At 43.3% G+C, this 23,437-nt stretch carries 28 protein-coding genes and 1 other annotated feature; of the genes, 9 read left to right on the forward strand and 19 right to left on the reverse strand.

Annotated features, from left to right (window positions below; genetic code table 11):
- Positions 1-17: 17 nt before the first annotated feature.
- The 6 genes from ACSBOP_RS20590 to metG form a co-directional block, all read right to left on the reverse strand.
- The gene (locus tag ACSBOP_RS20590) at positions 18-488 is read right to left on the reverse strand and encodes a DinB family protein (RefSeq protein ID WP_442602349.1); all 471 of its coding nucleotides are present in this window, start codon (positions 486-488) and stop codon (positions 18-20) included.
- A 173-nt stretch (positions 489-661) separates the two neighbouring features.
- Entirely contained in the window at positions 662-1,096 is a 435-nt protein-coding gene (locus ACSBOP_RS20595; RefSeq protein ID WP_442604547.1) for a hypothetical protein, read from the reverse strand.
- Positions 1,097-1,098: 2 nt separating this feature from the next.
- Positions 1,099-2,166, reverse strand: coding sequence for a 23S rRNA (adenine(2503)-C(2))-methyltransferase RlmN (rlmN, locus tag ACSBOP_RS20600; RefSeq protein WP_442602350.1), 1,068 nt, complete (start codon positions 2,164-2,166; stop codon positions 1,099-1,101).
- 152 nt (positions 2,167-2,318) lie between these two features.
- Positions 2,319-2,867, reverse strand: a complete 549-nt coding sequence (locus ACSBOP_RS20605) for a DinB family protein (protein WP_442602351.1) — start codon at positions 2,865-2,867, stop codon at positions 2,319-2,321.
- 68 nt (positions 2,868-2,935) lie between these two features.
- The gene (locus ACSBOP_RS20610) at positions 2,936-3,883 is read right to left on the reverse strand and encodes a helix-turn-helix transcriptional regulator (protein WP_442602352.1); all 948 of its coding nucleotides are present in this window, start codon (positions 3,881-3,883) and stop codon (positions 2,936-2,938) included.
- Positions 3,884-3,927: 44 nt separating this feature from the next.
- Entirely contained in the window at positions 3,928-5,571 is a 1,644-nt protein-coding gene (gene metG, locus ACSBOP_RS20615) for a methionine--tRNA ligase (protein WP_442602353.1), read from the reverse strand.
- Between the two features lie 51 nt (positions 5,572-5,622).
- Positions 5,623-5,891: a binding site (T-box leader), on the reverse strand.
- A 189-nt stretch (positions 5,892-6,080) separates the two neighbouring features.
- On the opposite strand from metG, the gene ACSBOP_RS20620 reads away from it, so the two are divergent.
- Positions 6,081-6,872, forward strand: coding sequence for an ABC transporter ATP-binding protein (locus ACSBOP_RS20620; RefSeq protein WP_442602354.1), 792 nt, complete (start codon positions 6,081-6,083; stop codon positions 6,870-6,872).
- Positions 6,873-6,945: 73 nt separating this feature from the next.
- A complete protein-coding gene (locus ACSBOP_RS20625; protein ID WP_442602355.1) occupies positions 6,946-8,637 on the forward strand; it encodes a sulfatase-like hydrolase/transferase in 1,692 nt (563 codons plus the stop codon).
- Position 8,638: 1 nt separating this feature from the next.
- Here the strand turns inward: ACSBOP_RS20625 and ACSBOP_RS20630 are convergent, their stop codons facing one another.
- The 3 genes from ACSBOP_RS20630 to ACSBOP_RS20640 are packed head-to-tail and all read right to left on the reverse strand — an operon-like array spanning position 8,639 to position 10,914.
- Positions 8,639-9,007, reverse strand: coding sequence for a DUF4180 domain-containing protein (locus ACSBOP_RS20630; RefSeq protein WP_442602356.1), 369 nt, complete (start codon positions 9,005-9,007; stop codon positions 8,639-8,641).
- Positions 9,004-10,230: a CynX/NimT family MFS transporter gene (locus ACSBOP_RS20635; protein ID WP_442602357.1), complete on the reverse strand. Its 1,227-nt coding sequence runs from the start codon at positions 10,228-10,230 to the stop codon at positions 9,004-9,006. Before ACSBOP_RS20635 ends, ACSBOP_RS20630 begins: the two co-directional genes overlap by 4 nt.
- 3 nt (positions 10,231-10,233) lie before the next feature.
- A complete protein-coding gene (locus ACSBOP_RS20640; RefSeq protein WP_442602358.1) occupies positions 10,234-10,914 on the reverse strand; it encodes a FadR/GntR family transcriptional regulator in 681 nt (226 codons plus the stop codon).
- A 160-nt stretch (positions 10,915-11,074) separates the two neighbouring features.
- Between ACSBOP_RS20640 and ACSBOP_RS20645 the strand changes: the two genes are divergently transcribed.
- Entirely contained in the window at positions 11,075-11,506 is a 432-nt protein-coding gene (locus ACSBOP_RS20645) for a DUF6526 family protein (protein ID WP_442602359.1), read from the forward strand.
- A 123-nt stretch (positions 11,507-11,629) separates the two neighbouring features.
- The gene (locus tag ACSBOP_RS20650; RefSeq protein WP_442602360.1) at positions 11,630-12,700 is read left to right on the forward strand and encodes an LLM class flavin-dependent oxidoreductase; all 1,071 of its coding nucleotides are present in this window, start codon (positions 11,630-11,632) and stop codon (positions 12,698-12,700) included.
- Between the two features lie 78 nt (positions 12,701-12,778).
- On the opposite strand, the gene ACSBOP_RS20655 is transcribed toward ACSBOP_RS20650, so the two are convergent.
- Complete coding sequence (locus ACSBOP_RS20655; protein WP_442602361.1) at positions 12,779-13,372, reverse strand: TetR/AcrR family transcriptional regulator; 594 nt, start codon at positions 13,370-13,372, stop codon at positions 12,779-12,781.
- A gap of 165 nt (positions 13,373-13,537) precedes the next feature.
- Here ACSBOP_RS20655 and ACSBOP_RS20660 point away from each other — a divergent pair, with 165 nt between their 5' ends.
- From ACSBOP_RS20660 to ACSBOP_RS20680, 5 genes are all read left to right on the forward strand, one after another.
- The gene (locus tag ACSBOP_RS20660) at positions 13,538-14,425 is read left to right on the forward strand and encodes an ABC transporter ATP-binding protein (protein WP_442602362.1); all 888 of its coding nucleotides are present in this window, start codon (positions 13,538-13,540) and stop codon (positions 14,423-14,425) included.
- Positions 14,422-15,231, forward strand: coding sequence for an ABC transporter permease subunit (locus tag ACSBOP_RS20665; RefSeq protein ID WP_442602363.1), 810 nt, complete (start codon positions 14,422-14,424; stop codon positions 15,229-15,231). The genes ACSBOP_RS20660 and ACSBOP_RS20665 overlap by 4 nt, the downstream gene beginning before the upstream one ends.
- Positions 15,232-15,680: 449 nt before the next feature.
- Complete coding sequence (locus tag ACSBOP_RS20670; protein ID WP_442602364.1) at positions 15,681-16,010, forward strand: ArsR/SmtB family transcription factor; 330 nt, start codon at positions 15,681-15,683, stop codon at positions 16,008-16,010.
- A 20-nt stretch (positions 16,011-16,030) separates the two neighbouring features.
- Positions 16,031-16,540: an SRPBCC domain-containing protein gene (locus tag ACSBOP_RS20675; protein ID WP_442602365.1), complete on the forward strand. Its 510-nt coding sequence runs from the start codon at positions 16,031-16,033 to the stop codon at positions 16,538-16,540.
- Positions 16,541-16,555: 15 nt separating this feature from the next.
- Positions 16,556-17,287: a class I SAM-dependent methyltransferase gene (locus tag ACSBOP_RS20680; RefSeq protein WP_442602366.1), complete on the forward strand. Its 732-nt coding sequence runs from the start codon at positions 16,556-16,558 to the stop codon at positions 17,285-17,287.
- 175 nt (positions 17,288-17,462) lie between these two features.
- Here the strand turns inward: ACSBOP_RS20680 and ACSBOP_RS20685 are convergent, their stop codons facing one another.
- The 9 genes from ACSBOP_RS20685 to ACSBOP_RS20725 all read right to left on the reverse strand — a co-directional run bounded on the left by ACSBOP_RS20685 (position 17,463) and on the right by ACSBOP_RS20725 (position 23,261).
- Complete coding sequence (locus ACSBOP_RS20685) at positions 17,463-18,299, reverse strand: hypothetical protein (RefSeq protein ID WP_442602367.1); 837 nt, start codon at positions 18,297-18,299, stop codon at positions 17,463-17,465.
- A gap of 166 nt (positions 18,300-18,465) precedes the next feature.
- Positions 18,466-19,461, reverse strand: coding sequence for a hypothetical protein (locus tag ACSBOP_RS20690; RefSeq protein ID WP_442602368.1), 996 nt, complete (start codon positions 19,459-19,461; stop codon positions 18,466-18,468).
- Between the two features lie 156 nt (positions 19,462-19,617).
- A complete protein-coding gene (locus tag ACSBOP_RS20695; protein WP_442602369.1) occupies positions 19,618-19,956 on the reverse strand; it encodes a DUF1801 domain-containing protein in 339 nt (112 codons plus the stop codon).
- Positions 19,957-19,990: 34 nt separating this feature from the next.
- Positions 19,991-20,329, reverse strand: coding sequence for an ArsR/SmtB family transcription factor (locus tag ACSBOP_RS20700; RefSeq protein WP_442602370.1), 339 nt, complete (start codon positions 20,327-20,329; stop codon positions 19,991-19,993).
- Between the two features lie 100 nt (positions 20,330-20,429).
- Complete coding sequence (locus ACSBOP_RS20705; RefSeq protein ID WP_442602371.1) at positions 20,430-20,765, reverse strand: zinc ribbon domain-containing protein YjdM; 336 nt, start codon at positions 20,763-20,765, stop codon at positions 20,430-20,432.
- Between the two features lie 112 nt (positions 20,766-20,877).
- The gene (locus tag ACSBOP_RS20710) at positions 20,878-21,510 is read right to left on the reverse strand and encodes a DUF2306 domain-containing protein (RefSeq protein ID WP_442602372.1); all 633 of its coding nucleotides are present in this window, start codon (positions 21,508-21,510) and stop codon (positions 20,878-20,880) included.
- A 14-nt stretch (positions 21,511-21,524) separates the two neighbouring features.
- Positions 21,525-22,034, reverse strand: coding sequence for a GNAT family N-acetyltransferase (locus ACSBOP_RS20715; protein WP_442602373.1), 510 nt, complete (start codon positions 22,032-22,034; stop codon positions 21,525-21,527).
- Between the two features lie 16 nt (positions 22,035-22,050).
- Positions 22,051-22,659, reverse strand: coding sequence for a VC0807 family protein (locus tag ACSBOP_RS20720; RefSeq protein WP_442602374.1), 609 nt, complete (start codon positions 22,657-22,659; stop codon positions 22,051-22,053).
- Positions 22,660-22,673: 14 nt separating this feature from the next.
- Complete coding sequence (locus ACSBOP_RS20725) at positions 22,674-23,261, reverse strand: TetR/AcrR family transcriptional regulator (RefSeq protein ID WP_442602375.1); 588 nt, start codon at positions 23,259-23,261, stop codon at positions 22,674-22,676.
- Between the last annotated feature and the right edge of the window lie 176 nt (positions 23,262-23,437).

Raw genomic sequence — 23,437 nt, forward strand, 5'->3', positions numbered from 1 at the left:
CTATAAGTTAAAAATCATTATTTAACTGAAGTTAAACTTACCAAAGCTTTTATCGTTCCCAAGTGAATCGCTTCGTGAATAACAGCAAAGTTAATCAACTCGCCAAAAGTATGGAAAGTCATAGGTCCCAATACCACAGGCTGTGGTAATGTTTCTTCAAGCACTTCTGGAGATGCCTCAGATATAGCGCTTAATTGTGCAGATAAGTACTGAACAAGCTCATCCTTGGATGGTGGCGTCTCTGTCCAATTGGATGGTCTTGAACCTGTTCCGAATAAGCCGTTATATGTTTCTGGAAGATTAGAATGTAAAGGTAATCTTGCTGAGAAGAAATACTCCAAGCAGCTTACAATGTGACCCACTTGCCATCTGATTGTGTTGTTAAACCCAGCAGGCTGGATATCGAACACTTCCTCTGGGATTGACTGTACGGTTCTTAACACCATATTATGGACTGTCTCAGCTGTGTTTAAAATAACATGTGACATTTTCATTCCTCCTTCTGTGGCCGCAAAATGACCCACATGAATGATCATAGCACAACGTCTATCATTAAACTATACGATTTTCATGATCAATTTATTGATTTCCATCTAAAATTTCGAACATTTGTTTGCCCATATAAATTGCAATACCCCAGTCCTAATCTAGCAACATTCATCTACCAAAGTTCAGGCTTCGTTACCATGAACCAGAGCATGACTAGAAGGAGGATCAGGTACGTCCAAGTCGCACGTCTTAGTGCCTGTACAACCTTCTCCACATCAAGATCAGGCTCATTGAACTTTCGAAGTTTCGGTGAGAAGGCTCTTACCAAGAACAGTGAAGAACCTACTAATAGCGCCAGCGTTATCACGATCCAGGATGTGCTCCACGACCAATGCCCAATAAGGACAAGTCCGATGCCAGAAGCAACTAAGACATGTCCCATATGTTTCGCCAGACGATTGGCAGAGCGGAATGTATCCAAATACGCATTCCGCGCTGCAAGCTCAGCCGTACGCAGCTTAGCCAACATCGGTAATAAGATAAAGAACGGTCCAATGGACGTAATCGCACTTATAATGTGGATATACAAAAATAGTTTGTACCACATATTCATGTTTCGTTCTTCGCATCCTTCATCTGCTTACTGCGTAATTGACCGCAGGCTGCATCAATATCTGTTCCATGCTCTAGACGCACGCTGCAGCTAATTCCTTGCTTCTTCAATACATCATAAAAAGCTCGAATCGTCTCTTGATCGCTGCGTTGATATTGATCGAGTTCATCTACTGGGTTATAGGGGATCAGATTCACATTCGTGAGACTACGCTTATCTGCCAATAACTCAGCAAGTTCAAGCGCATGCTCCTTCTGATCATTGACGTCTTTCAGCAAAATGTAGCTGATCGTCAGACGACGCTTCGTTTTGGCCAAGTAATAGTCTACAGCTTCCATCAATTTCTCAATCGGATATGCACGATTAATTCGCATAATCTTCGTACGCAATGCGTTATTCGGCGCATGTAACGATACCGCTAAGTTGACTGGCATCTGATTATCTGCGAACGCTTGGATTTTGTCAGGAATACCGCTTGTCGATACCGTAATATGACGCGCACCAATAGCAAGTCCTTTGTGATCGATAATCGTACGTAGAAAATCAACCAAGTTGTCATAGTTATCGAACGGTTCGCCAATGCCCATTACGACCACGTGGCTCACTTTTTCGCCTTTTCCTGCCTGATCGAGGTAAAGCTGCACTTTCATCAACTGCTCGACCACTTCACCGCTAGATAAGTCGCGGCTTTTCGCTAACAACCCGCTTGCGCAGAAGCTGCATCCGATATTACAACCCACTTGTGTCGTCACACACACAGATAGGCCGTACTTTTGCCGCATCAATACGGTTTCAATCAGATTGCCGTCACTCAAGTTAAATAGAAACTTCACCGTGCCATCTGCAGATTCTTGCTTGGTATTTACATCTAGCGTCTGAATCGAGAAATGTTCTGCTAACAACGCCATACAGGCCGGATTGACCTCTGTCATGTCAGCGAAATTCGTAACCCGCTTGCGATATAAGTAGTCCCATACTTGGGAAGCTCGGAATTTTTTATGCCCACGTTCCAATAACCATTGCGTTAATTGATCCATCGTTAGTCCATATATGGAAGCTTTCATTGTCGTTATCCTCTTTTCAAAACTTTAAATTCAGTCTGTTTATTATTGTCCCAGAATCTATTTATGAAAACAAGGGTAACGTACTGCCATCGTAAGCCATCCTAACAAAAGAGAGCCCTGATCCGGGGCTCCCTTGTACAATTGCATCTCTTTTAATTGGATGAGGTAACGAACTTGCTCTTCAATCGCGCTTCTTGCAGCAAATGATGACGGTAGTGCATCTCCACCAGATTGAACCAATCCCGCGCATGTAAAGGGCCAAGTCTTGGATGAGCGACTTTATATTGCAGATTTGCCTGTTCTAGCTTAGGTGCAGTCTCCTTCATACGCATAAGTACAGTTTGTAGTCCGGCAGCAATCTGTTCCTTGCTCTCTGGCTGCGATGGTGTATATTGCGGAGAGGATGGTACTTGAATTTGAATGGGCGGGAATCCGCCGATATTTTGCATCGTCTTCCATGCCTCAGTGGGTTCACCCGTAAAGATAACGGCATCTCCACTTTGTGACAAACATTGATCGGCATTGCGAAGCTGCATATAAAGTGCTGAATTCACGAGATGCACGTACATCTGCCCTAACGACCATTCATCTTCATGTTCGACATGGGTCAATTGTTCCATAGTGAAACCGTCTATTTCCTGCAAATAGTGATTCGTCGTTTCTTCTAATTGCTGCAAAATTTGAGTTGTTAATGTGTTCATACGTTTTACACAGCTCCTCTTGTTCTTGGATAATGTAAGTATATGAAACCGCTACTGACAACAGTATGTCAGTAGTGTTTAAGCATTTTTTCAACTTCTTCACGCATTTGATTTCGCAGCGATAAAGGCTCTAGTACGACGACACCAGCCCCCCAACCCAGCAGCCATAGCAGTAATTCCTCCGGTTGTCTGACACGGCAAGTCACCAATAAACCCTGCTCATTCTCCTCAACCGATTCCATATAAAAATGTTGTGATTCCTTCACCCGATCCGCAATCTCCGGCCGTACTTGAATACGTACGATTACATGCCGATCATCAGCTGGCTTATAATCTTGCAAGTGAAAGTTAGCAGGAAACGGAAAGGTATCTTCCAATATCATCAAGTCTGTCATGCGTGACAAGCGAAAATGGCGTATATCTCCCCTTAGCTCACAATTTGCGATTAGCACCCACGAACCATAGGCAAAAACAAGCCCATAAGGAGCAATTGTACGTATACTGTGACGATTATCGTCTGCATGGGACGTATTCTTCGAGTAATGGATTTTAACTTTCCGTCTACCTAATATGGCTTGATGCAGCGTTTGAAAATAAGCCTTTTCCCCTCGATGCATTCTAGATCGATGATCAGCAAGCAGTCGGATTGAAGTACGCACTCGATTCGTCTCACTACGAACTTGCTCGGGTAAAATGGCTTCGATTTTGCTCCGTGAGGATACCGCTTGCGCCCCATAATTGGCATCAAAAGCATTCTCAACGAAATCCGCACCGATAAGAAGAGCCACGGCTTCTTCCACTGTAAAGCTCACAGGAGGCAGGAAATACCCCTCCATCAACGAATAGCCAATCCCAGGCATACTGGCGATAGGAATGCCCGCCTCGCTGAGCGATTGCATATCCCGATAAATCGTCCGCACACTTGTCTCGAATCGTTCCGCCAAGTCTTCTGCCCGTGTCACGCTATTGCGCTGCAGTTCAATTAATATCGCAAGCAATCGATCTGTTTTGTTCAAAGTGTGCCACCTTCCCCAGACTACTACCTATATGTGTTCTGAAACTATATACCTGACTTCTTCTTTAACTCCTCTGTTTCCTCCTCAATCCGTTTCACATCTATGCGTTCGAAAAGGAGCTGCAGGTTCGCTATCTCCTTGTTTGCAGCAACTGAAATCAACTGCCACGACGGCTGATCCAGCGAGAGAAACCCTCTAATCTTATCACAGGAAAAAGGAATAAACGGCTGCAGCAGATTCGCTAAATTCGCGATAATTTGCACACATGTATGCAAGGTATACTCGCTTGCTTTACGGCTTTCCTTGAGTTGTGCCCATGGTTTTTGTTCATCGATGTATTTGTTTGCTTTGCGTACGGTGGTGAATATCAACTCTAACGCAGCTTTGAGGTGACCCCCTTCTATTAAAGCGCCTGCGTTAACATAGAGCTGTTCCAGATCCCCCGCCCATTCTTCTTCAAAAAGACCATCTGGCACGCGCCCATCAAACGACTTGTTAATAAATGTGAGTGTCCGATTCACAAAGTTACCGAAAGCACCCAGCAGCTCCCCATTATGGCTGTAAATGAACTCACGCCAAGAAAAATCCGCATCCCGCTTCTCAGGTCCATTCGCAATGAGAAAATAACGAATCGAGTCCGGATCATAACGGCTGAGTAAATCTGGCACCCACACCGCCCAGTTGCGGCTTGTGGAGAACTTCTCACCTTCAAGCGTCAAATATTCACAGGAAATAATGCGATCCGGCAAATGAAGACCCCCTATACCCTCTAGCAGTGCAGGCCATATCAGTGTATGAAATGGGATATTATCTTTACCATGCACATAATAGGAAGTAATCGGCTTCACCCCTTCCTTCCAAAATGACTCCCAACTACCACCTGTCCGCGCTGCCCACTCTTTACTTGCCGATAAATACCCGCTGACCGCTTCAATCCAGACATAAATCTTCTTCCCCTCGAACCCTGCTACCGGCACATCTACACCCCAAGTTAAATCACGTGTTGCCGCACGATCTTGAAGCCCTTCCGATAAATAACGCCTTGTTAGCTGCACCGCATTATCCTTCCACCCTTGCGCTTGACCCGCATACTTCTCTAACTCCGCTTGAAACTTAGATAATGCCAAATAATAATGCGCCGTCGGGCGTTCCACAGGCACATTCCCACAAATCTTGCACCATTTATCTGTCAGTTCGGCTGGGTCTAGTAAAGTCGAGCAATACTCGCATTGATCTCCTCTCGCACGCTTGCCGCACACGGGACAGGTGCCTTCCACATAGCGATCCGGCAGGAATAGCTGGTCCGTCTCACAATACGTCTGCAGAATCGTTTTCGGGTACAAGTATCCTTTTTCCAAGAGCTGTCGAAAAACATCTTGAACAACAGTTTGATGAAAAGGCTGATCTGTGCGCGTGTAGAGATCATAAGTAAAACCAAGCTTCTGGAAGCAATCGATAAATTCCTGATGAAATCGATCTGCAATCTCACTCGGCGACACGCCTTGTTGGCTGGCTTGAACCGCAATCGGAGTCCCATAGCAATCACTACCAGATACGTACAATACATGCTCGCCTTTAGCGCGGAAATAACGAGCAATGACATCCCCCGGCAGTAGACTCACCAATCTCCCTAAGTGAAGCGGACCATTCGCATACGGCCAAGCGCCACCAATAAAAATATTTCCCATACGGATCTTCCTCCTTTTTATTAAAAAAGAATACAAAAAAAGCCCTCATCCCAAAGGGACGAGAGCTGTATGCTCACGTGGTACCACCCAATTCTAGTAAACGCCTCACGGCATTCCCCTCTTCAGGTACGACGCTAAATACGCGTGTATACCCTAGCACGTTAACGGATGCGGGTTCCGGCGCAGCCTACACCCCAATTGGGTTTCGATGCGCAGCTCCAAGACCATATTCCCCTCGCTTTTTCTTTACTCCTTTTCAGCTGCCGGAGCTCTCTGTTTAAAGACGTTACGAAAGTACTCTTTCTCATCATTGCTTTTGAAGTGTTTTCAATTTAATGGAAATTATATATAGCGAAAGTTTTAAAGTCAAGATGCTAATTTTTGCATGTGACAAGAATATATTGACAAATTTCAGCAATCAAATTATGTTATTAGAGTGTTTTGTTTGATAATGATTATCAATATCATTTTTTAAGTGCCTTTACAATTTGAAGGAGGCTGATGGATTCATGGTTCGCTTGTACACGGATGACCTGACAATAGGCTATGGCGAACGCTTCATCGTAAAAGATCTTAGCGTACACATTCCAGATAAAAAGATTACGACGATTATCGGAGCAAACGGTTGTGGTAAGTCAACACTGCTCAAAGCCATTACTCGTATTATTCCGCATCAATCGGGGGCGATTATTCTAGATGGTGCAAGTATTGCCAAAGAAAACACCAAGCTGCTGGCGAAGAAGATGGCCATTCTGCCGCAAACGCCAGAGAGCGCAAGTGGCTTAACGGTTGGCGAGCTTGTATCGTACGGACGATTTCCTTATCAGTCCGGCATCGGACGGTTAACCGCTCAAGATATTGAGGTCATTGACTGGGCACTCGAAGTTACAGGAACCCATTCATTCAAGGATCGATCTATTGATGCTTTGTCAGGCGGACAGAGACAGCGGGTGTGGATTGCAATGGCGCTGGCTCAGCAGACGGAAATTATTTTCCTGGATGAACCCACTACTTACCTCGATATGGCGCATCAACTTGAGGTATTGGAGCTTTTACAAAAGTTAAATCAAGAGCAAGAGCGCACGATTGTCATGGTATTACACGATTTAAACCAAGCAGCACGCTTTGCTGACTATATGATTGCGCTCAAGGACGGGCAGATTGTTAAAGCTGGAACTTGTGAAGAAGTGATCGATCGCGATGTACTAAAAGAAGTGTTCCAGATTGACGCTCAGATCGGATATGATCCACGTACCCTGAAACCGATGTGCGTAACTTATGACTTAATTAAAGGAGAATGATCGGCATGAAGCTACTATTCGGGCGCTCCCACACATAACTTATGGTAAAAATGAACCTAGGAGCGGTGTATGCATGAAGCTTGAAAAGCCTAACTTTCTCGTCATCATTGTCGATGAAGAGCGATATCCGCCTGTCTATGAAAGTACAGAAATGCATGAATGGCGAAAGCTAAATCTCCCCACACAGCAGCTTTTAAAAGAGCATGGGATGGAGTTTCATCGGCATTACATCGGTAGTGCGGCATGCAGCCCGAGTCGTGCCACCCTATTCACAGGGCATTACCCCTCGCTGCATGGCGTCACCCAAACCACTGGCATTGCCAAACAAGCTTTCGACTCCGACATGTTCTGGCTGGAACGCAATACCGTGCCTACAATGGGGGATTATTTTCGTGCGGCAGGGTACCAGACCTATTACAAGGGGAAATGGCATATCTCATATGAGGATATTATCATTCCCGGCACACATGACAGCTTAAACAGTTACGACGCCATTACCGGTGTCCCTAATCTGGATCGGGAGCAATTATATGATCGCGCCAATCGATTAGACGACTTTGGTTTCTCTAGTTGGATCGGACCTGAACCTCACGGCAGAGACCCGCGCAACTCCGCTTCCTCTGCAGCAATAGGACTAAGTGGCCGAGATGTCGTATACGGTACAGAAACCGTGGAGCTCCTTGATACACTCGACCGTAACCAGCAGCAAGATCCGAATGCTCCACCCTGGCTTGTCGTCGCCTCTTTCGTGAATCCACATGACATTGTGCTGTATGGCGCGATCGCTGAGCAAGTTCCTACGTTTCAGTTCACGGTAGATCCGATGCCGGATGTGCCCCCACCTCCAACCCTGCACGAATCACTTCGTACGAAACCGCGCTGCCAGCCTAGTTACCGCGACATCTACCCGCTCGCGTTACAACCTATTCCCAACAAAGAGCATTACCGTAAACTTTATTATCAATTGCAAAAAAACGCTGATCAGCAGATGCAGCGCGTATTTGAAGCTCTTACAAGGTCCTCGTTCTATGACAATACAATCGTCTTATTCACTTCTGACCACGGTGATTTACTAGGCGCACACGGCAACCTTCATCAGAAAATGTACTGTGCCTACGAAGAGGTGCTTCATGTTCCTTTTATCATCCACAATCCGCAATTGTTCCCGCAGCCTGAGCATGTCACGGCACTCACCAGCCACTTGGATCTTCTGCCGACAATGCTCGGACTTGCGAATGTAGATATAGAAGCAATTAATCGCCATTTGCGGGAACGATTTAGCGAAGTTCAGCCCTTTGTGGGTCGCGATCATTCTTCCGCTATTTACAATCAGAATCCGGCAGCGATAGCGGATGAGACGATTTATTTTATGACAGATGACGATATTACCCGCGGTCAGCACCAAATCAATGTGTTAGGTATGCCCTATCCGTCTGTCGTGCAGCCGAATCATATCGAAACCATCATCACAACCATCCCGTACTTGGGTACAAGACAGCTGTGGAAGCTATGCCGTTACTTTGATAATCCTCAATTCTGGAGCCAGCCGGGGATCCGAGATTGTACCGAAACCGGCCAGATCAAGACAACACCCGAGATGGACGAATATGAACTATATAACCTAACCGAAGATCCGCTTGAAACATGTAATTTAGCCAATCCAGCGTTTGCAACCTCTCAATCCAAAGGCATCCAAAGTTGGATGATGCAGCAGCTAGATACGCAGCGTAAGCTTAAGCGGCAAGTTCCACAGACCGTCAACTAGCTTAATCCAGACCGTGCAGAGTCTGAAGAGCAGCTTGTTGATCTTGTAAAAAGAACACCTGCTTGCCATGATTGCACTCATAAATGAAATCCTTCAAACTCTTGCTCGAATAACCACTAAAATCGCCAATAATTGCAATTTTCACTTGATAATTCGTATATTTTTGCAAAATTTCACCTGCAAGCTTCGTACTTAAATCGAAAAAATCTTCTATGATATTCGATTTATTAAGAATGATCTTGTTGCAATCATCGGTGTAACTCACTGTTGCCATCAGATCAAGCGCATCTTGAACGCTACCTATTACAAGCCCAGAACTTTCAATAATAGCAACCTTGGAGTTGCCTTGTGTATCGATTACGATATTCATCCTCTCTCCACCTTCCCAATATATCGATTACTTCCTGCCCCTAGTCCAACGAAGAGCAGCACGACGTCCGCTACCACTAGAATGACAAGCGGCAATGTCCAGTTATGTGTGACGTCATGTAAAAATCCAAACAACGGTGGTCCAGCAGCAGCCAGTAAATAACCAACCGATTGCGCCATACCCGATAGCTCAGCAGCTTCGTAAGTGGTTTGCGTACGCAGCGAAAAGAACATCATTGCTAGACTAAAAGCGAAGCCGCATGCGATCCCGATCAAGCTCATCCATACCAATAATAACGTGCGGTCCCCTAGCCAAATGTCTGCGATTCCAACACCGAACAGCACACTGGTCAGTACAACCAACGTCCGCTGATTGTTCATTTTACCTGCAAGTACAGGCACGATAAATGTAAATGGAAGCAGAATCAACTGCATAATCGACATCATCCAACCCGCTGAACTAGCGTCTACACCTTTCTCACCCATAATCAAGGGAAGCCACGTAAGGAGGACATAGAAAATCATCGATTGCATCCCCATGAACAGGGTAACTTGCCATGCCAGCGGGGATTTCCATAATGAGACGTGCGTATCGTTGGCGGTGACTGTTGCAGTTGCCTGAAGCTTGGTGCTGCGCATTTGTGGCATCCAGAGCAAGATGGACACGAACGCCAAGACTGACCAAATCCCAAGTGCTCCCTTCCAACCCAGACCCAATTGTTCTGCAAAAGGCACACTGACACCTGAAGCAATCGCTCCGAATAAATTCATCGAAACGGAATAAATTCCTGTCACAAGTCCGGTATGGTGAGAGAAATTTTGCTTAATAAGACTCGGCATAAGCACGTTACATATCGAAATAGCCAAGCCTATTAATATTGTACCTACAAATAATGGAATTGCATATGCCGAGGATGAACGTACGCCAATTCCCATGACTAGCAGGATCAGCGCCCCAAGCAATGTGGACGCCATCCCAAAGCGCCTTGCAATCTTAGCCGCGAACGGAGAAAGCAGCGCAAACGCTAGTAAGGGCAGAGTCGTAATTAACCCTGCAAATGTATTAGATAGATGCATCGCATCCCGAATTGTACTTACTAAAGGTCCTACCGATGTTAAAGGAGCTCTTAAATTCGCCCCGATTAGTATGATTCCAATAATTAGCATCCAGCTTCCACTGGGAAATGCTTTGACACCTGGTGTCTGTTGTGAAGCGCTACTCATGTCTTATTTCATCTCCAAGAAAATATTTCGTAATTCGTTCATGTCCTCCTGCACAGCGAGTGCAGCTTGTTCAGGCTGCTGCGCCAGAATCGCTTGGACAAGCTTTTGATGCATGTTCGTTTGCAGCCTTTGACAGCATGTTCCTAGGAAGGACACAATCGATTCTTTTACAACATCAATCAGATGGGTGTAGAGATCCAGCATAATCTGATTCCCCGTTGACTCCACAATCGCCAGATGGAATTTCAGATCCGCCTCGATATATAGCTTCAGGTCGGAACTCTTTTTCAAAGATTCACATTGTTCCATGTAAAAAAGAATCTTCTCCATATCCTGCTCCGTACGGCGCTCGGCAGATAGCCATGCCACCTCACGTTCAATCGCGAAGCGAACTTCCAATGTATCCAGCAAGCTCGTCTTCTGCAAACGTCTTTGAAACATCGTACCTAATGCACTATTCGAACATACATAAGTGCCGTCACCTTGCTTGGTTCGCAATAAACCTGTATGTGTAAGAGCTTTAACCGCCTCCCGCAAGGAGTTGCGACTAATGTTAAGCATCTCCATCAGTTCCGGCTCACTTGGTATCTTCTTACCTACAGGCCACTCGCCTGATTCAATTAATGCTTCCATCTGTTGTACGACTTGCTCCGGTAACGTGAGTCGGGTCGTTTTGATTAGCATAACTCCATACCTCCAAACGTAGGATGTTTAACTGTTTGTATCATAGCATAAAGCTGAGGATGAAGCATACTCTTATTATTATTTTGTTGATAATGGAAATAAGTAGAATACTATGGCCCTTTGTATCGTTATAATTAAGTAAGAAGGAGGTTGGAAATTCATGAGTAATCCCAAGCCGCAAAGTTATAACAATCACGCCAAGTTTCATCCGCTGTACCATTTTGTACTTGCTCCGCTCACCCTCATCCTGTTTATCGCTGCTATTGTATCGATGTTTCAAGAGGACTTTGAATTCAATTCGATCTTACTCGCGGTTCTCTCCCTTTGTGCAGTGCTTCTAACAGCGCTTTCACGCATATATGCAACCAAGCTGCAAGATCGGATCATTCGCAATGAAGAGGCCGTACGCCATATCCAGCTCACGGGTAAACCCCTTGATCCAAGACTGAGCTTACGGCAAATTATTGCCCTTCGATTTGCATCCGATGCGGAATATCCTGCGTTATGTGAAAAGGCGGCTCAGACAGGCATGTCATCTCAATCCATTAAGCAATCGATTAAGAATTGGCGTGCAGACCATCATCGAGTCTAGTCTACACTTAAACGGCAGCAATGCCGTTTTTTTATTTGCATTTTACAGGATGAATAAATAACTTACTAAACTTGATAAACTAATTAAAAGTTAGTAAAATAGAAATAAAAGGGGGCAGAACTCATGACTGAACGAACAACACCTATGGAAATAGGTATTAGTACATTTCTAGAAACAACGCCCAACCCCGCAACTGGCAAAGGGATGAGCCATGCTGAGCGGCTGCGCAATGCGGTTGAAGAGATCGTATTGGCGGATCAAGTCGGTCTGGATGTCTATGGGATTGGGGAACATCATCGTATTGATTTCGCGGCTTCTGCACCTGCCATTATCCTTGCAGCAGCAGCTCCAATGACGAAGAATATCCGACTTACGAGCGCTGTTACGGTGTTATCATCCGCCGATCCTGTTCGCGTATTCCAAGACTTTGCAACCCTTGATGGCATTTCGAATGGTCGTGCTGAGATTATGGCAGGTCGGGGTTCATTCATTGAATCGTTCCCGCTTTTCGGACACAGCCTTGATCATTACGATGAATTGTTCGAGGAGAATTTGGAGCTGCTACTTGCACTTCGTGAATCGGAGAAAGTCACTTGGCGCGGCGGTCATCGCCCTGCGATCGAGAATCTTGGTGTGTATCCAAGACCTGTTCAAGATCCACTACCTGTATGGATCGCAACAGGCGGTAGTCCAGAGTCGGCCATTCGTGCTGGTGTTCTGGGTCTGCCGGTGGTATTCGCCATTATTGGCGGCATGCCAGAGCGATTCGCTCCACTTGTTAATCTGTATAAACGTGCTGCCAAAGAAGCCGGACACGATCCAAGCAAGCTTCAGATCGCCACCCACTCTCATGGCTATATTGGAGATACGAACGAGCAAGCAGCGGAGAAACTCTTCCCTGCCATGATGGCACAGTTCAACACCATTGGACGCGAGCGTGGTTGGGCACCTTATACCCGTGCTACGTTTGATGATGCAGCCAGTCTGCGTGGTTCGTTGTATGTCGGTGATCCTGAATATGTCGCTGAGAAAATAGTGTTGCTTCGCCAAAACCTTGGACTCACTCGCTTCTTCCTACATGCCAACGCTGGCACCATGACACACCAAGAGGTGCTGCGTTCCATCGAACTGTTCGGCACGAAAGTTGTGCCTATCGTTCGTAAGGAGCTTGCTCGAATGGAAGGCACCGAGTAAACACGGATCCCGGTAAGATATGAAAGCGTGCAAGTCTACTAAGACTGCACGCTTTTTGCGTTGAGACAAGTATTTCTATTAAGGCTTCCCACAAATCCCATAGAAGAACATATGAACCATACTCTCAAATAATTTGTCTACATCCCCGCTCCGCTCCGCCATCTCCAGCATGACCTCATACTGATTCATATACAGCTGAATAAAAGCTAACGCCCCCTCAACCGTCACACTCTCTGGAATCTCACCGCTATCTTTCCCCTCCTGAATGATTTGAACGGTCAGAGGGACTGTTTTCTCACTGAACAGCTTCTCGATATATTGGCTCAATTCATGATCTTCCATCATGATCTGTCCGATTAGGCGGGGTGGAATTTCCCTATACGTCCCCGTTTTCTGCAAAATAATATGTTCAATCTTCTCCTTAAATGTATGATCTTCATTCATGTAAGCCTCAAAATCAGCAATCGCCCTATCGACATAATCCATGAACACTTCACGAACGAGTGCCTCTTTACTTCCAAAATAGTTATAGATCGTCACTTGCGACACATTGGCCGCCTTCGAAATGTCTGCAATTCGAATCCGCTTCGGATCGGAAGTTCGCATCATCTCCAAAGTGGTTTTCATGATTTTTTCCTTTATTAAATTCGCTCTTTTCTCAAAACCGTTCATGTTCGTGCTCCTTGCCTGCAAGATTTACATATCATTATGTAATTTTGAAATATGAACATAAATATATTTCATAAATAGATTGACGGAATAGTTTTACAGGTATATTATAACATATGAAATATATCATTCATAATATTTCATTTCTTCATTTCTGGAGGTGCACCCATGTTAACCGTTCAACATTTAACGAAAACATTTTCAAATGGGAAGGGCATTAAAGATGTGTCCTTTTCGGTGAAAAAGGGCGAAGTGTTTGGCTTTCTAGGACCCAATGGGGCTGGGAAATCCACGACGATCCGTCATATCATGGGCTTCATGAAGCCGGATCAAGGAAATGTAGAAATCAACGGGCTGGATACTTGGCGCAATCCAGGGAAAGTCCAATCATACATCGGGTACCTGCCTGGCGAAATATCATTTATCGAAGGAATGACAGGGAAATCGTTCTTGGATTTCATGGCCAATATGCAGGGCATGAAGGACCACAGCAGACGTACACAGTTAATCGACCGCCTGCAATTCGATGTCCAGACACCGATTCGGAAAATGTCCAAAGGCATGAAGCAAAAAGTCGGGATTGTCGCCGCATTCATGCATGATCCGGCAGTCATTATTCTGGATGAACCAACCTCGGGTCTGGATCCGCTCATGCAAAAGGTATTTATCGAGATCGTACTCGAGGAAAAAGCGCGAGGAAAGACGTTCCTCATGTCATCCCACAGTTTCCCCGAAATCGAGCGGACGTGCGACCGCGCTGCAATTATTAAAGACGGTGCCATCATTACGGTTAAAGATATCCACGAACTGCAATCCATGCAGCGAAAGTTGTTTGAAGTTATTTTTGAGAAAGAAGCAGATGCTCTTGCCTTCCTTGGTTCAGGATTGCGGATTGATTCCCATGATGGCAATCGGGTTAAGGTTGCTGTACAAGGCAATTATGATCAATTTATTGCGGAGACGGCAAAGTATAAGGTACGCAGCATCGATATTTTTACACAAAATTTAGAGGATATCTTCATGAATTACTATGATCGGAAGGGGAGCGAACTATGAATACCACTTTATATAAACAAATGATGAAAGTGAACTTAAAGGGTTTCATGAATTTTGCTATTGGGTCCGCCTTTTATATCCTGCTTATGTTCGGACTCTACCCTTCCATTGCCACCAGCGCGAGTGCGATTGATGAACTGGTCAAAGCGATGCCAGAAGGAATTGCGAGGGCTTTTAGCTTAAGTGGATTCGGTAGTGCGGAGGCTTTCATCTCAGGCGAATACTACGGACTTATTCTCGTTCTGATCCTCGCCATCGTATGTGTCCAAGTTTCCACGCAGCTCATGGCGAAATTGGTCGATCAAGGCTCGATGGCCTATATCCTAGCTACCCCGACGACAAGAGGAAAAGTTGCCTTCTCCCAAGCTGCCGTTCTCGTGACTGGGCTGTTCATGATCATCGCGGTTACGACTCTCGCTGGATTAGGCGGAAAAGCCTGGTTCCTCGGTGATGCCTATGCGTTCGATACATCGCGATTCATACAAATGAACTTGATGGCGTTCTTACTGTTCTTTGCCGTTAGCGGTATCTCCTTCCTCGTATCTGCTCTATCCAATGATGAGAAAAAGGCACTCGGCATCTCGGGTTTGATCACTTTTTTATTCTTCAGTCTAGATCTGCTCGGCAAAATAAGCGACAAGATCGACTGGATGCGCAACCTATCTATCTTCTCCCTATACAGACCTGCTGATATTGTAAAAGGCCAGGGGGATATCCTCGTTCCTTGCATGGTGCTAGTTGCAATTGGGATCGTTACATTCGCACTTGCCATCTTGCTATTCCGCAAGCGTGATCTGCCGCTATAATCATTCAATAGCATATTCAACAAAACAAGCCGCCCCCTAGAGGTCGGCTTTATTCCTTTTTCTTAATTATTTTTAAAAGAATATCAGTCAGAATTAGTGAAACAAAAGCCAGAAAGAACAAAATAATAAGTTGTACCGTAGATGTCATTGCCATCGAATATACAAACATATCTTGAGCAATTAACTTAAATATTCTCAGCAATATGTAAAAAATGGCTATGAACACGAGACCATATACGGTTTTATTTGCTAGAATCCTAATATTTACCACCTCTATCCCTTCTTCAATATAATCTAATGTTCAATAGAACACAATTACAGCAAAAAGACGTGAACAGGTTGCAGTCATGCATTTTTTAAATATTCATTGACAGGAATATTCTCTGCATAGTATATTTTAAATAGAATAACAATAAATGTAAATAATCCAGTAAAGGAACATCTTAATCATGGATATGACAACATTTAGCGCACTGGCAGAACCCAATCGGTTACGTATTGTCGAACTGCTGCTCGATGGTCCCATGAGTGTGGGCGATATTGCTCTCCGACTTGATCTTCGCCAACCTCAAGCCTCGAAGCATCTTCGCACCTTGTTGGAGGCTGATCTTGTTGAAGTGGAAGCAATCGCCAATCGTAGGAACTACAAGCTCCGATTAGAACCGTTTCAAGAAATGGATGCATGGCTCGATACTTACCGCGGTACTTGGAACGAACAATTTGACAAGCTAGAGACTTACTTGCACAAGCTGCATTCCAAAAAGAACAATTCCAATTAAATTTTTAGGAGGTAAAGTCAATGTCGAATCCAATGATTACGAAGGTAATGGGTCAGGAACTCATCTTAGAGCGTGTTTTTAACGCACCACGCGAACTTGTATTTAAAGCTTTCTCCGATGCGGAACACTTAAAGCACTGGTGGGGCCCTCGCGGTTGGACACTTTCCGTCTGCCATGTTGATTTCCGTCCAGGTGGCATCTGGCATTACTGTATGAAGTGCATCGACGAGAACCAGGGAGATTTCTTCGGATATGAATCTTGGGGAAAAAGTGTCTATCAGGAAATTGTGGATGGCGAAAAAATCGTCTATATCGACTACTTCTCAGATGCTGATGGCAATGAAGCAGAAGGCATGCCCTCCTCACTCATTAACTTAATTTTTGAAGAGTTTGAAGGAAAGACGAAGCTTATCAATATCGCGAAATACGCTTCCGCCGAAGCCCTGCAATCTGTCATCGATATGGGAATGGAACAAGGAGTTGCACAAACTTGGGATCGTTTGGCTGAGCATCTACAAGCTATGCAATAATCGGAGTTGAACCCTATGAAACAAAACAAATACGATGATCATACGTTCTTTTCTGCTTATTCCCAAATGTCACGCTCGATCAATGGGCTAGAAGCTGCTGGGGAATGGCATGTATTCCAATCCTTATTGCCTGATCTACGCGATAAAAGTGTGCTCGATCTAGGCTGTGGATACGGCTGGCATTGTCTTTATGCTCGTGAGCAGCAGGCAAGCTCGGTTATAGGCGTCGATATTTCTGAAAAAATGCTGCAAAAAGCGCGTGAGTTAACATCGGATCCCGCTATTACATACTTACAGATGCCGATTGAAGATATCGACTTTCCAAGTGAACAATTTGATGTCGTAATAAGCTCACTTGCATTCCATTATGTCGAAGCTTTCGCAGACCTTTGCAAAAAGGTATACGATTGCCTCAAACCAGGCGGATCTTTCATTTTCTCCGTGGAACATCCAATCTTCACATCTCGTAATGAACAAGATTGGCACTATGACAATGAAGGTAATAATCTGCATTGGCCTGTCGATCACTACCAAGCTGAGGGCATGCGCAACACTTCATTTTTAACAGACAATGTTATCAAGTATCACCGTACCATCGCCACGTATTTCAATGCATTGCTTGATGCTGGATTTACAATAAAAGCGGTAAGTGAGCCAGAACCTTCAGAAGAAATGTTGGAGACAGTTGCGGGGATGAAAGATGAACTTCGCAGACCCATGTTCTTGATTATTGCGGCTGTAAAATAGAGTGGAACATACAAAGCGGCAGGTTCGAACATCGTTTCCATGTTCAAACCTGCCACTTCACTGTTAGCTGCAGATAAATACCTTTATTCCGTATAACCCACGGAAGTATTGATTCCGATTGAGTTTGCTTTTTCATCCCAAGCTACACCGAAATCGATCGCTTTGCCGATATCTCTTAATTTGAAGTAAATATATTGCCTTTTTTAATAATACTACATTTTGCTACATAAGTAGCATAACTAAAAATTCCAATAATAATAATGATTCCGCTATACCACTGTCCCAAAAATATAACAAAGAAAGATCCTACAATAAACAAACCAAATATTAACCAATTTACTATAGTATGTATGAATCTCTTCTTAAGTAAAACTTCATAAAATATGATATCAATAAGTAGAAAAAATAACATAGCTGCAATTAGAATGGAAACTATAAATACTTTTTGAGTCCAGTCATTGCTATATGCAATTAATCCAGTCATCAAAATAGACATTAATAGTAAAAATAAATTTATTAAGGTATGGATTAATGGTTCTATAAAAGTAGAAAGTTTAGTTTTATAGTAGACCTTAATTAAATCTGTAAATCCCCCATTAGTTCTGTAGGTAACTGAATCAAATTGTGTATGTTTCAAGCGCATCTTCTCATCTCTTACCTTTTTTCCTAGTTTTTTTAATTGATCATATTTAGCTTCTTCATCCTCACATTCCATCAACTGATCAAATTCATTTAGTAATTCACAGGGTAAGTATGAACTTACTTTTGTAATGCTTTGATCTATTAAAGTTAAGTCTAACCTTTCCTTCAATGTTTTCCTTATTACAGCTTCAAACTCAGAATAAACCTCAATTGCTTTTTCTGTTTTTGTTATAGTATTTTTTTGATATTCTACAATATAGGTACGAAATTGTTTATAAAGCCACACAAATGCTAGTGATAACAAAATATAGATTGTTGCTGTCAACGTGTCTGGAAATAAACTTTTTATTAATGAAATAATATCATTCATATCAAAACCTCCGTTTTTAGTAACTTATATATTCCATTACGCAGAGAAACCAACTATAGTTCCTCATTTTTTGATTATTCTATTTTTAACAATCAAAAGTGGCAGGTTCGAACATTGTTTCCATGTTCAAACCTGCCACTTCGCTGTTAGCTGCAAATATATACCTTTATTCCGTATAACCCATAGAAGTATTGATTCCGATTGAGTTTGCATTCGCATCCCATGCTACACCGAAATCGATCACTTTGCCGATATCTCTTAATTTGAAGTAGTTGCTGCCATTAATCTCGTAAGCTTGGAATGCAACCTCTTTCCCATTTACATATACTTTAGCTGATGTGACTTTGGCATCTTTAGCAGTTGGATTGGCTGAGACGACAAGCTCGCTGCCATCCGATTGATATGCCTTGCCGCCCGTTAAGCTAATCGCATTCTTCGCTCCATCCCACTCAACACTGAACTGTTTATCCGTTCCCTTAATCGCTTGTGCAAGATCACGTAATTTGAAGTAATTGCTGCCACCGATTTCGTAAGCTTCGAATGCGACTTCTTTACCATTCACAACCACTTTAGAAGCTGTTGGCTTAGCTAATTTCACTTCTACTGCCTTTGCAGTTGGTTCTCCCACTTTCGTGTTTGCCGCATCTTTATTTACAAATATGAAATAAAGATCGTCCGTACCAAAAATCATTTCGCCTTCTTTATCATAAACCTCAAAATCTAGCGAGAAAACTTTACCTTCAACAATATCTTTTAGATCTTTATCAATAGCAAACGCAGGATTATAGACGAGTCTGCCATTTGTAAACTCTTGATCTTCAAAACTACCTAATTGACCTTCACCTAGAATTCCTGGATAGGAAAGAACAAAATTTGCGTTCTTATCCGTCGTTAAAATCTCATAGAATGGGTATCCACCTTTTGTATCCTTTTGTGGTGTCTCCATCACAATGGCTTCAAATTCAAGAGTTTCGCCATCTATATTTACTTTCATTTCCTTTGTCCCGATGTAATTAGGAACAACAATTTTAAAGCTGTCCCCTCCACCATCAAAATGAATTTCCTTCCCCTGAATACCTGCTGCCAAAGCGGGTACAACTGCAATACTGGATACTACCATTGTCATCAAAAGAACCATGATCGCGACTTTCAATCTTTTCATCCGTTCTGTCCCCTCAATATGTATATTTGACGCTTTTATAAGAACATCAACCTACATGATAACAGAATATTCAATGTTGTTGTATGAAAAATAACGCACAAAGGCGTTATTTTATGAACAATATGATATTTTTTCAAGAACTACCTCTATTATTGGCTAAGCAACTTCACGTAACAGCTTCTCTAGCAAGCTGTAATCAAACTCCGTACCTTCGCGAATTTTGATCGCTTTGCGTTCTGGTTTGTCAGAGGGTTCAAAAAAGCCTTGTGGTGCTTCTAGCGATTCCGCATGAAAGATCGTCACGTTAATCCAGCCCTTTGCCGGGAAAAATACGCAAAGCTGCTTCCCATTCACGGTGTAATAAGCTTGCTTATATTTCACTTGTTCTTCGACAGCTGGTACTGCCTGATGGATCGCCTCACGAATTTGATTACAAATTTCAACTTGCCACTGTGCATCAATTTGCTCAATATATTCCGTTACTTTTGCATTCATCCTATTATCCTCCTTTTATTTGAAAATGGAGCGACTATGTCGTATCGTTGTCCTGCCCGCTATTATGCAATTGTTGTAAATACTGTTCCAATCGGTCAAATCGCTCCTCCCATAACCGCCTGAATGAGGCTAACCATACATCCATTTCTTCAAATGGTTGTGGGCAAAGCTTATATATTCGCTGATTGGCTACCGGTTGTACCTGTACAATGCCGGCTTCACAGAGAACTTGCAAATGCTTGGAGGTCTGGGGCTGCCTAAGTCCTAATTTCTCAGCAATCTCCCCAACGGAATAAGGTTTTTCACGCAGCAGCTCAACGATACGAAGACGGTTGGGTTCAGCTAAAGCATGCATCATTACATTCATAACCATAATATATCACCTTCATTTATTCATGTAAATGAATATTCTATTTGAAGAATACATAAGTTTTATCTATAAAAATAGACCCCTAAGGGGTCTTGTATCTGGATTAAACCTTTTTCACAAATTCCGATTTCAACTTCATTGCGCCAAAACCATCAATTTTACAATCAATATCATGATCGCCATCGACGAGGCGAATGTTTTTGACTTTGGTACCGATTTTTAAAGTGGATGAGCTTCCCTTTACTTTCAAGTCCTTGATCACAGTGACCGTATCGCCATCGTTCAAGACGTTTCCGTTGGAATCTCTGACAACCTTGTCGTCTCCGCCGTTATCCGCTTCAGTCCCTGCCATCCATTCATGGCCACACTCCGGGCATACAAGCAGGTTTCCATTCTCATACGTATATTCGGAATTACATTTCGGGCAATTCGGCAGCATAATTTTTCATTCCCTCTATTCGTTAGTTGTTAATCCTATCAGAAGTTCCTTATAGGGTTGTATGATAGCATAGTCTCCTCTAAGAGACAAACCAGAACACCCGTACTACTCATCACAATTTGGCCCCTGCTCTTACCATTCTTCTACGTATGATTAACTCAATAACTAGCAAATTAGGCAACCAGCACAACCAAGCGGTTACTTGGTAAGCAGTCTCAAATTCCCCGAATAACATCATCAATGGCATTTGATACAATCTTAATGTAACTGCTGCGAACGTAATCGCATAACTGCGCAGCATCCAATTACGATGAGCCGTTATATGGTTCCTCATAATCTTCGCAATAGCCATAAATGTCGTATACATCCACAGCAAATCCATTATAAAGAAACCCGATCTTGCCACCCATCCCCCACTTGCAGACCATGACAGATAAATGCCAATTAGACTGCTTATTCCAATACAGACCACATATAACTTCCCTAGTCCTCTGTGTATGTGTTGAGATTTCTGATTGCGCTGCTTACGAAAGATTTGAAAAGGACCAATCAGCAGGGCTAAAGATCCCGTTACAATATGCACGTATAGAAAGTAAACCCACGGTGTAATTTGAAAATTCGGACTTTTTAACTTAAAATTAACCAATCCGGCCAGTTTCGGATCATAGAATCCGTATTGAATGAGTGCATACGCAACGATTAAGAAAGCGAACAAGAAAACCGCGAACGTCCTTGTTTTACGCATGTAGCTAATCCCCTCTACAAAATTTTTTCAAAGCATCTATAAGGCACTTGTCGAAAAGGAAACTTGATCTCGCCAACTTGCTGATATCCAGCTCGCTTATACATACTTAATGCACCAGCATTACCCGTATAAACATCCAAGCGAATATCGCTATTTCCTTGCTGCAGCGCCAGATTTTCAGCGAATTGCAGCAATTGCTTGCCTATGCCTTGACCTTGATAGTCAGGATGTACAGCCAGCCGATGAATACAAGCAGATTTTCCTTCTCTTTCACTCCAAGGCAATGAACCGTAACGGTCACTTTGCTTCGTATCTAAGACAACCACGCCGACAATTTGATTATCCATTTTTATTCCAAAAAGATTCCGCTCTCGCAGATCCCTTCCTATGATAATGCCATTGGGGTAAAATCGATCCCATTGATAATTACCTTGGCTTTGTAAATGCTTCGTTACCGTTCGAAATAACGACATGATCCCTTTCTTATCTTTGCTTTCCAATCTCATAATGGTCAATTCCATCATAACTGCCCCCCATTATCTACGCATTCCGCTTAATTTCATCTAATCTTCTTGCCGAATGCTTTCTGAAGATGACCGTCCAAGCGATCGCCGCTCCAATAAATCCGTATAAAACTAAATTCGAGAGAGCAAGGAATTGTGCCGTTGTTAGCTGAAATACCATAAACGTACGGACAGCTGCTTCTAGGAACAAGATAATACCCCATACCAACGTCATGAGTCTCATGACATAGCGGAAGTACGCATACTTCCAATTGCCAGCAAAATCCGGATTGCCAATAAAACGTTTAGCTAGATGGAACATAATCGGTTGCTGAAATAACAAGGACACTAAGAATATCAATCCCACCGCCCCAGTAATCATCGACTCGCGGATAAGCAATACTTTTTCACTCCCACCAAGTGCAACGAGAGCTAATGTAAAAATAAAAGTGAACAGCATTAAGGAGCCGAAGGCATCAAACTTGCGATGCTTGATCAAGTGAACCAAATTATCGATTAATGGAACGGTAGTAGCAATGGAAAGTGCCGCAATGCCCGACATATATTCAGAAAGCCAGACATAAAGCACCCAAGGAATAATACCGTTAATAAGTAGAGTAAAGACAACATATTGACGTTTTGACATAACTAAATCTCTCCTCAATGATTAGTTAAAGAACGGAACATAAAGTTCATCAAATCCTTCATATTCATGCCGCTCGACTCTTGTCGGATCATATTTTGCACCCGTAATCCATACATGAACGTGAGAAGACTTTCCGCTGTTTTCTCCTTTTCTACTGTCGCTGGAATCAAACCACTTTGCTGTCCGATTTCAATCCACTGCGCGCATGTGTTCAATGTATATTGGAAAACGCCTTTCATGATGTCCGACACTTTGGGATTATCCATCTGGCTCAGCAAATAAATAAAAATTTTATTCGTCACATCTTCATGATGTGTCGTTTGCATCATCCCGGCTGCTATGAGCTGTAAGGGATTTTCTAAGCCTTGTGATTTCGGACTCATAACCACTTCATGGAACTTCGTATTCATTTGTTCGATCTGCGCCTTCAATACTAGACCCAAAAGCTCATCTTTCCCTGTTACATAATGATAAATGGCGCCTTTTGATAAACCTGTTCGGCTGATAATATCTTGCAAAGTCGTTTGTCTACAGCCCTTCTCACGAATTAACGCTTCTGTTGTATCTAGAATAATCTGAAAACTTGAATTAACTTGCTCCATGTCATTTCCTACTTTCTATGCATCGGTTTCGATCAGTACCGACCGTCGGTCTGTTGATGGTTTGATCATATAATACCGACCGTCGGTCTGTCAACTATATTTTGGAAAATAAGCAGCCTACTTTTTATGTGCAAAAAAAGAACACCCTATCCAAGGGTGTCCTCCTACCTCGTCAT

The sequence above is a fragment of the Paenibacillus sp. KN14-4R genome (assembly GCF_052180255.1).
Taxonomy (GTDB): Bacteria; Bacillota; Bacilli; order Paenibacillales; family NBRC-103111; genus Paenibacillus_AM.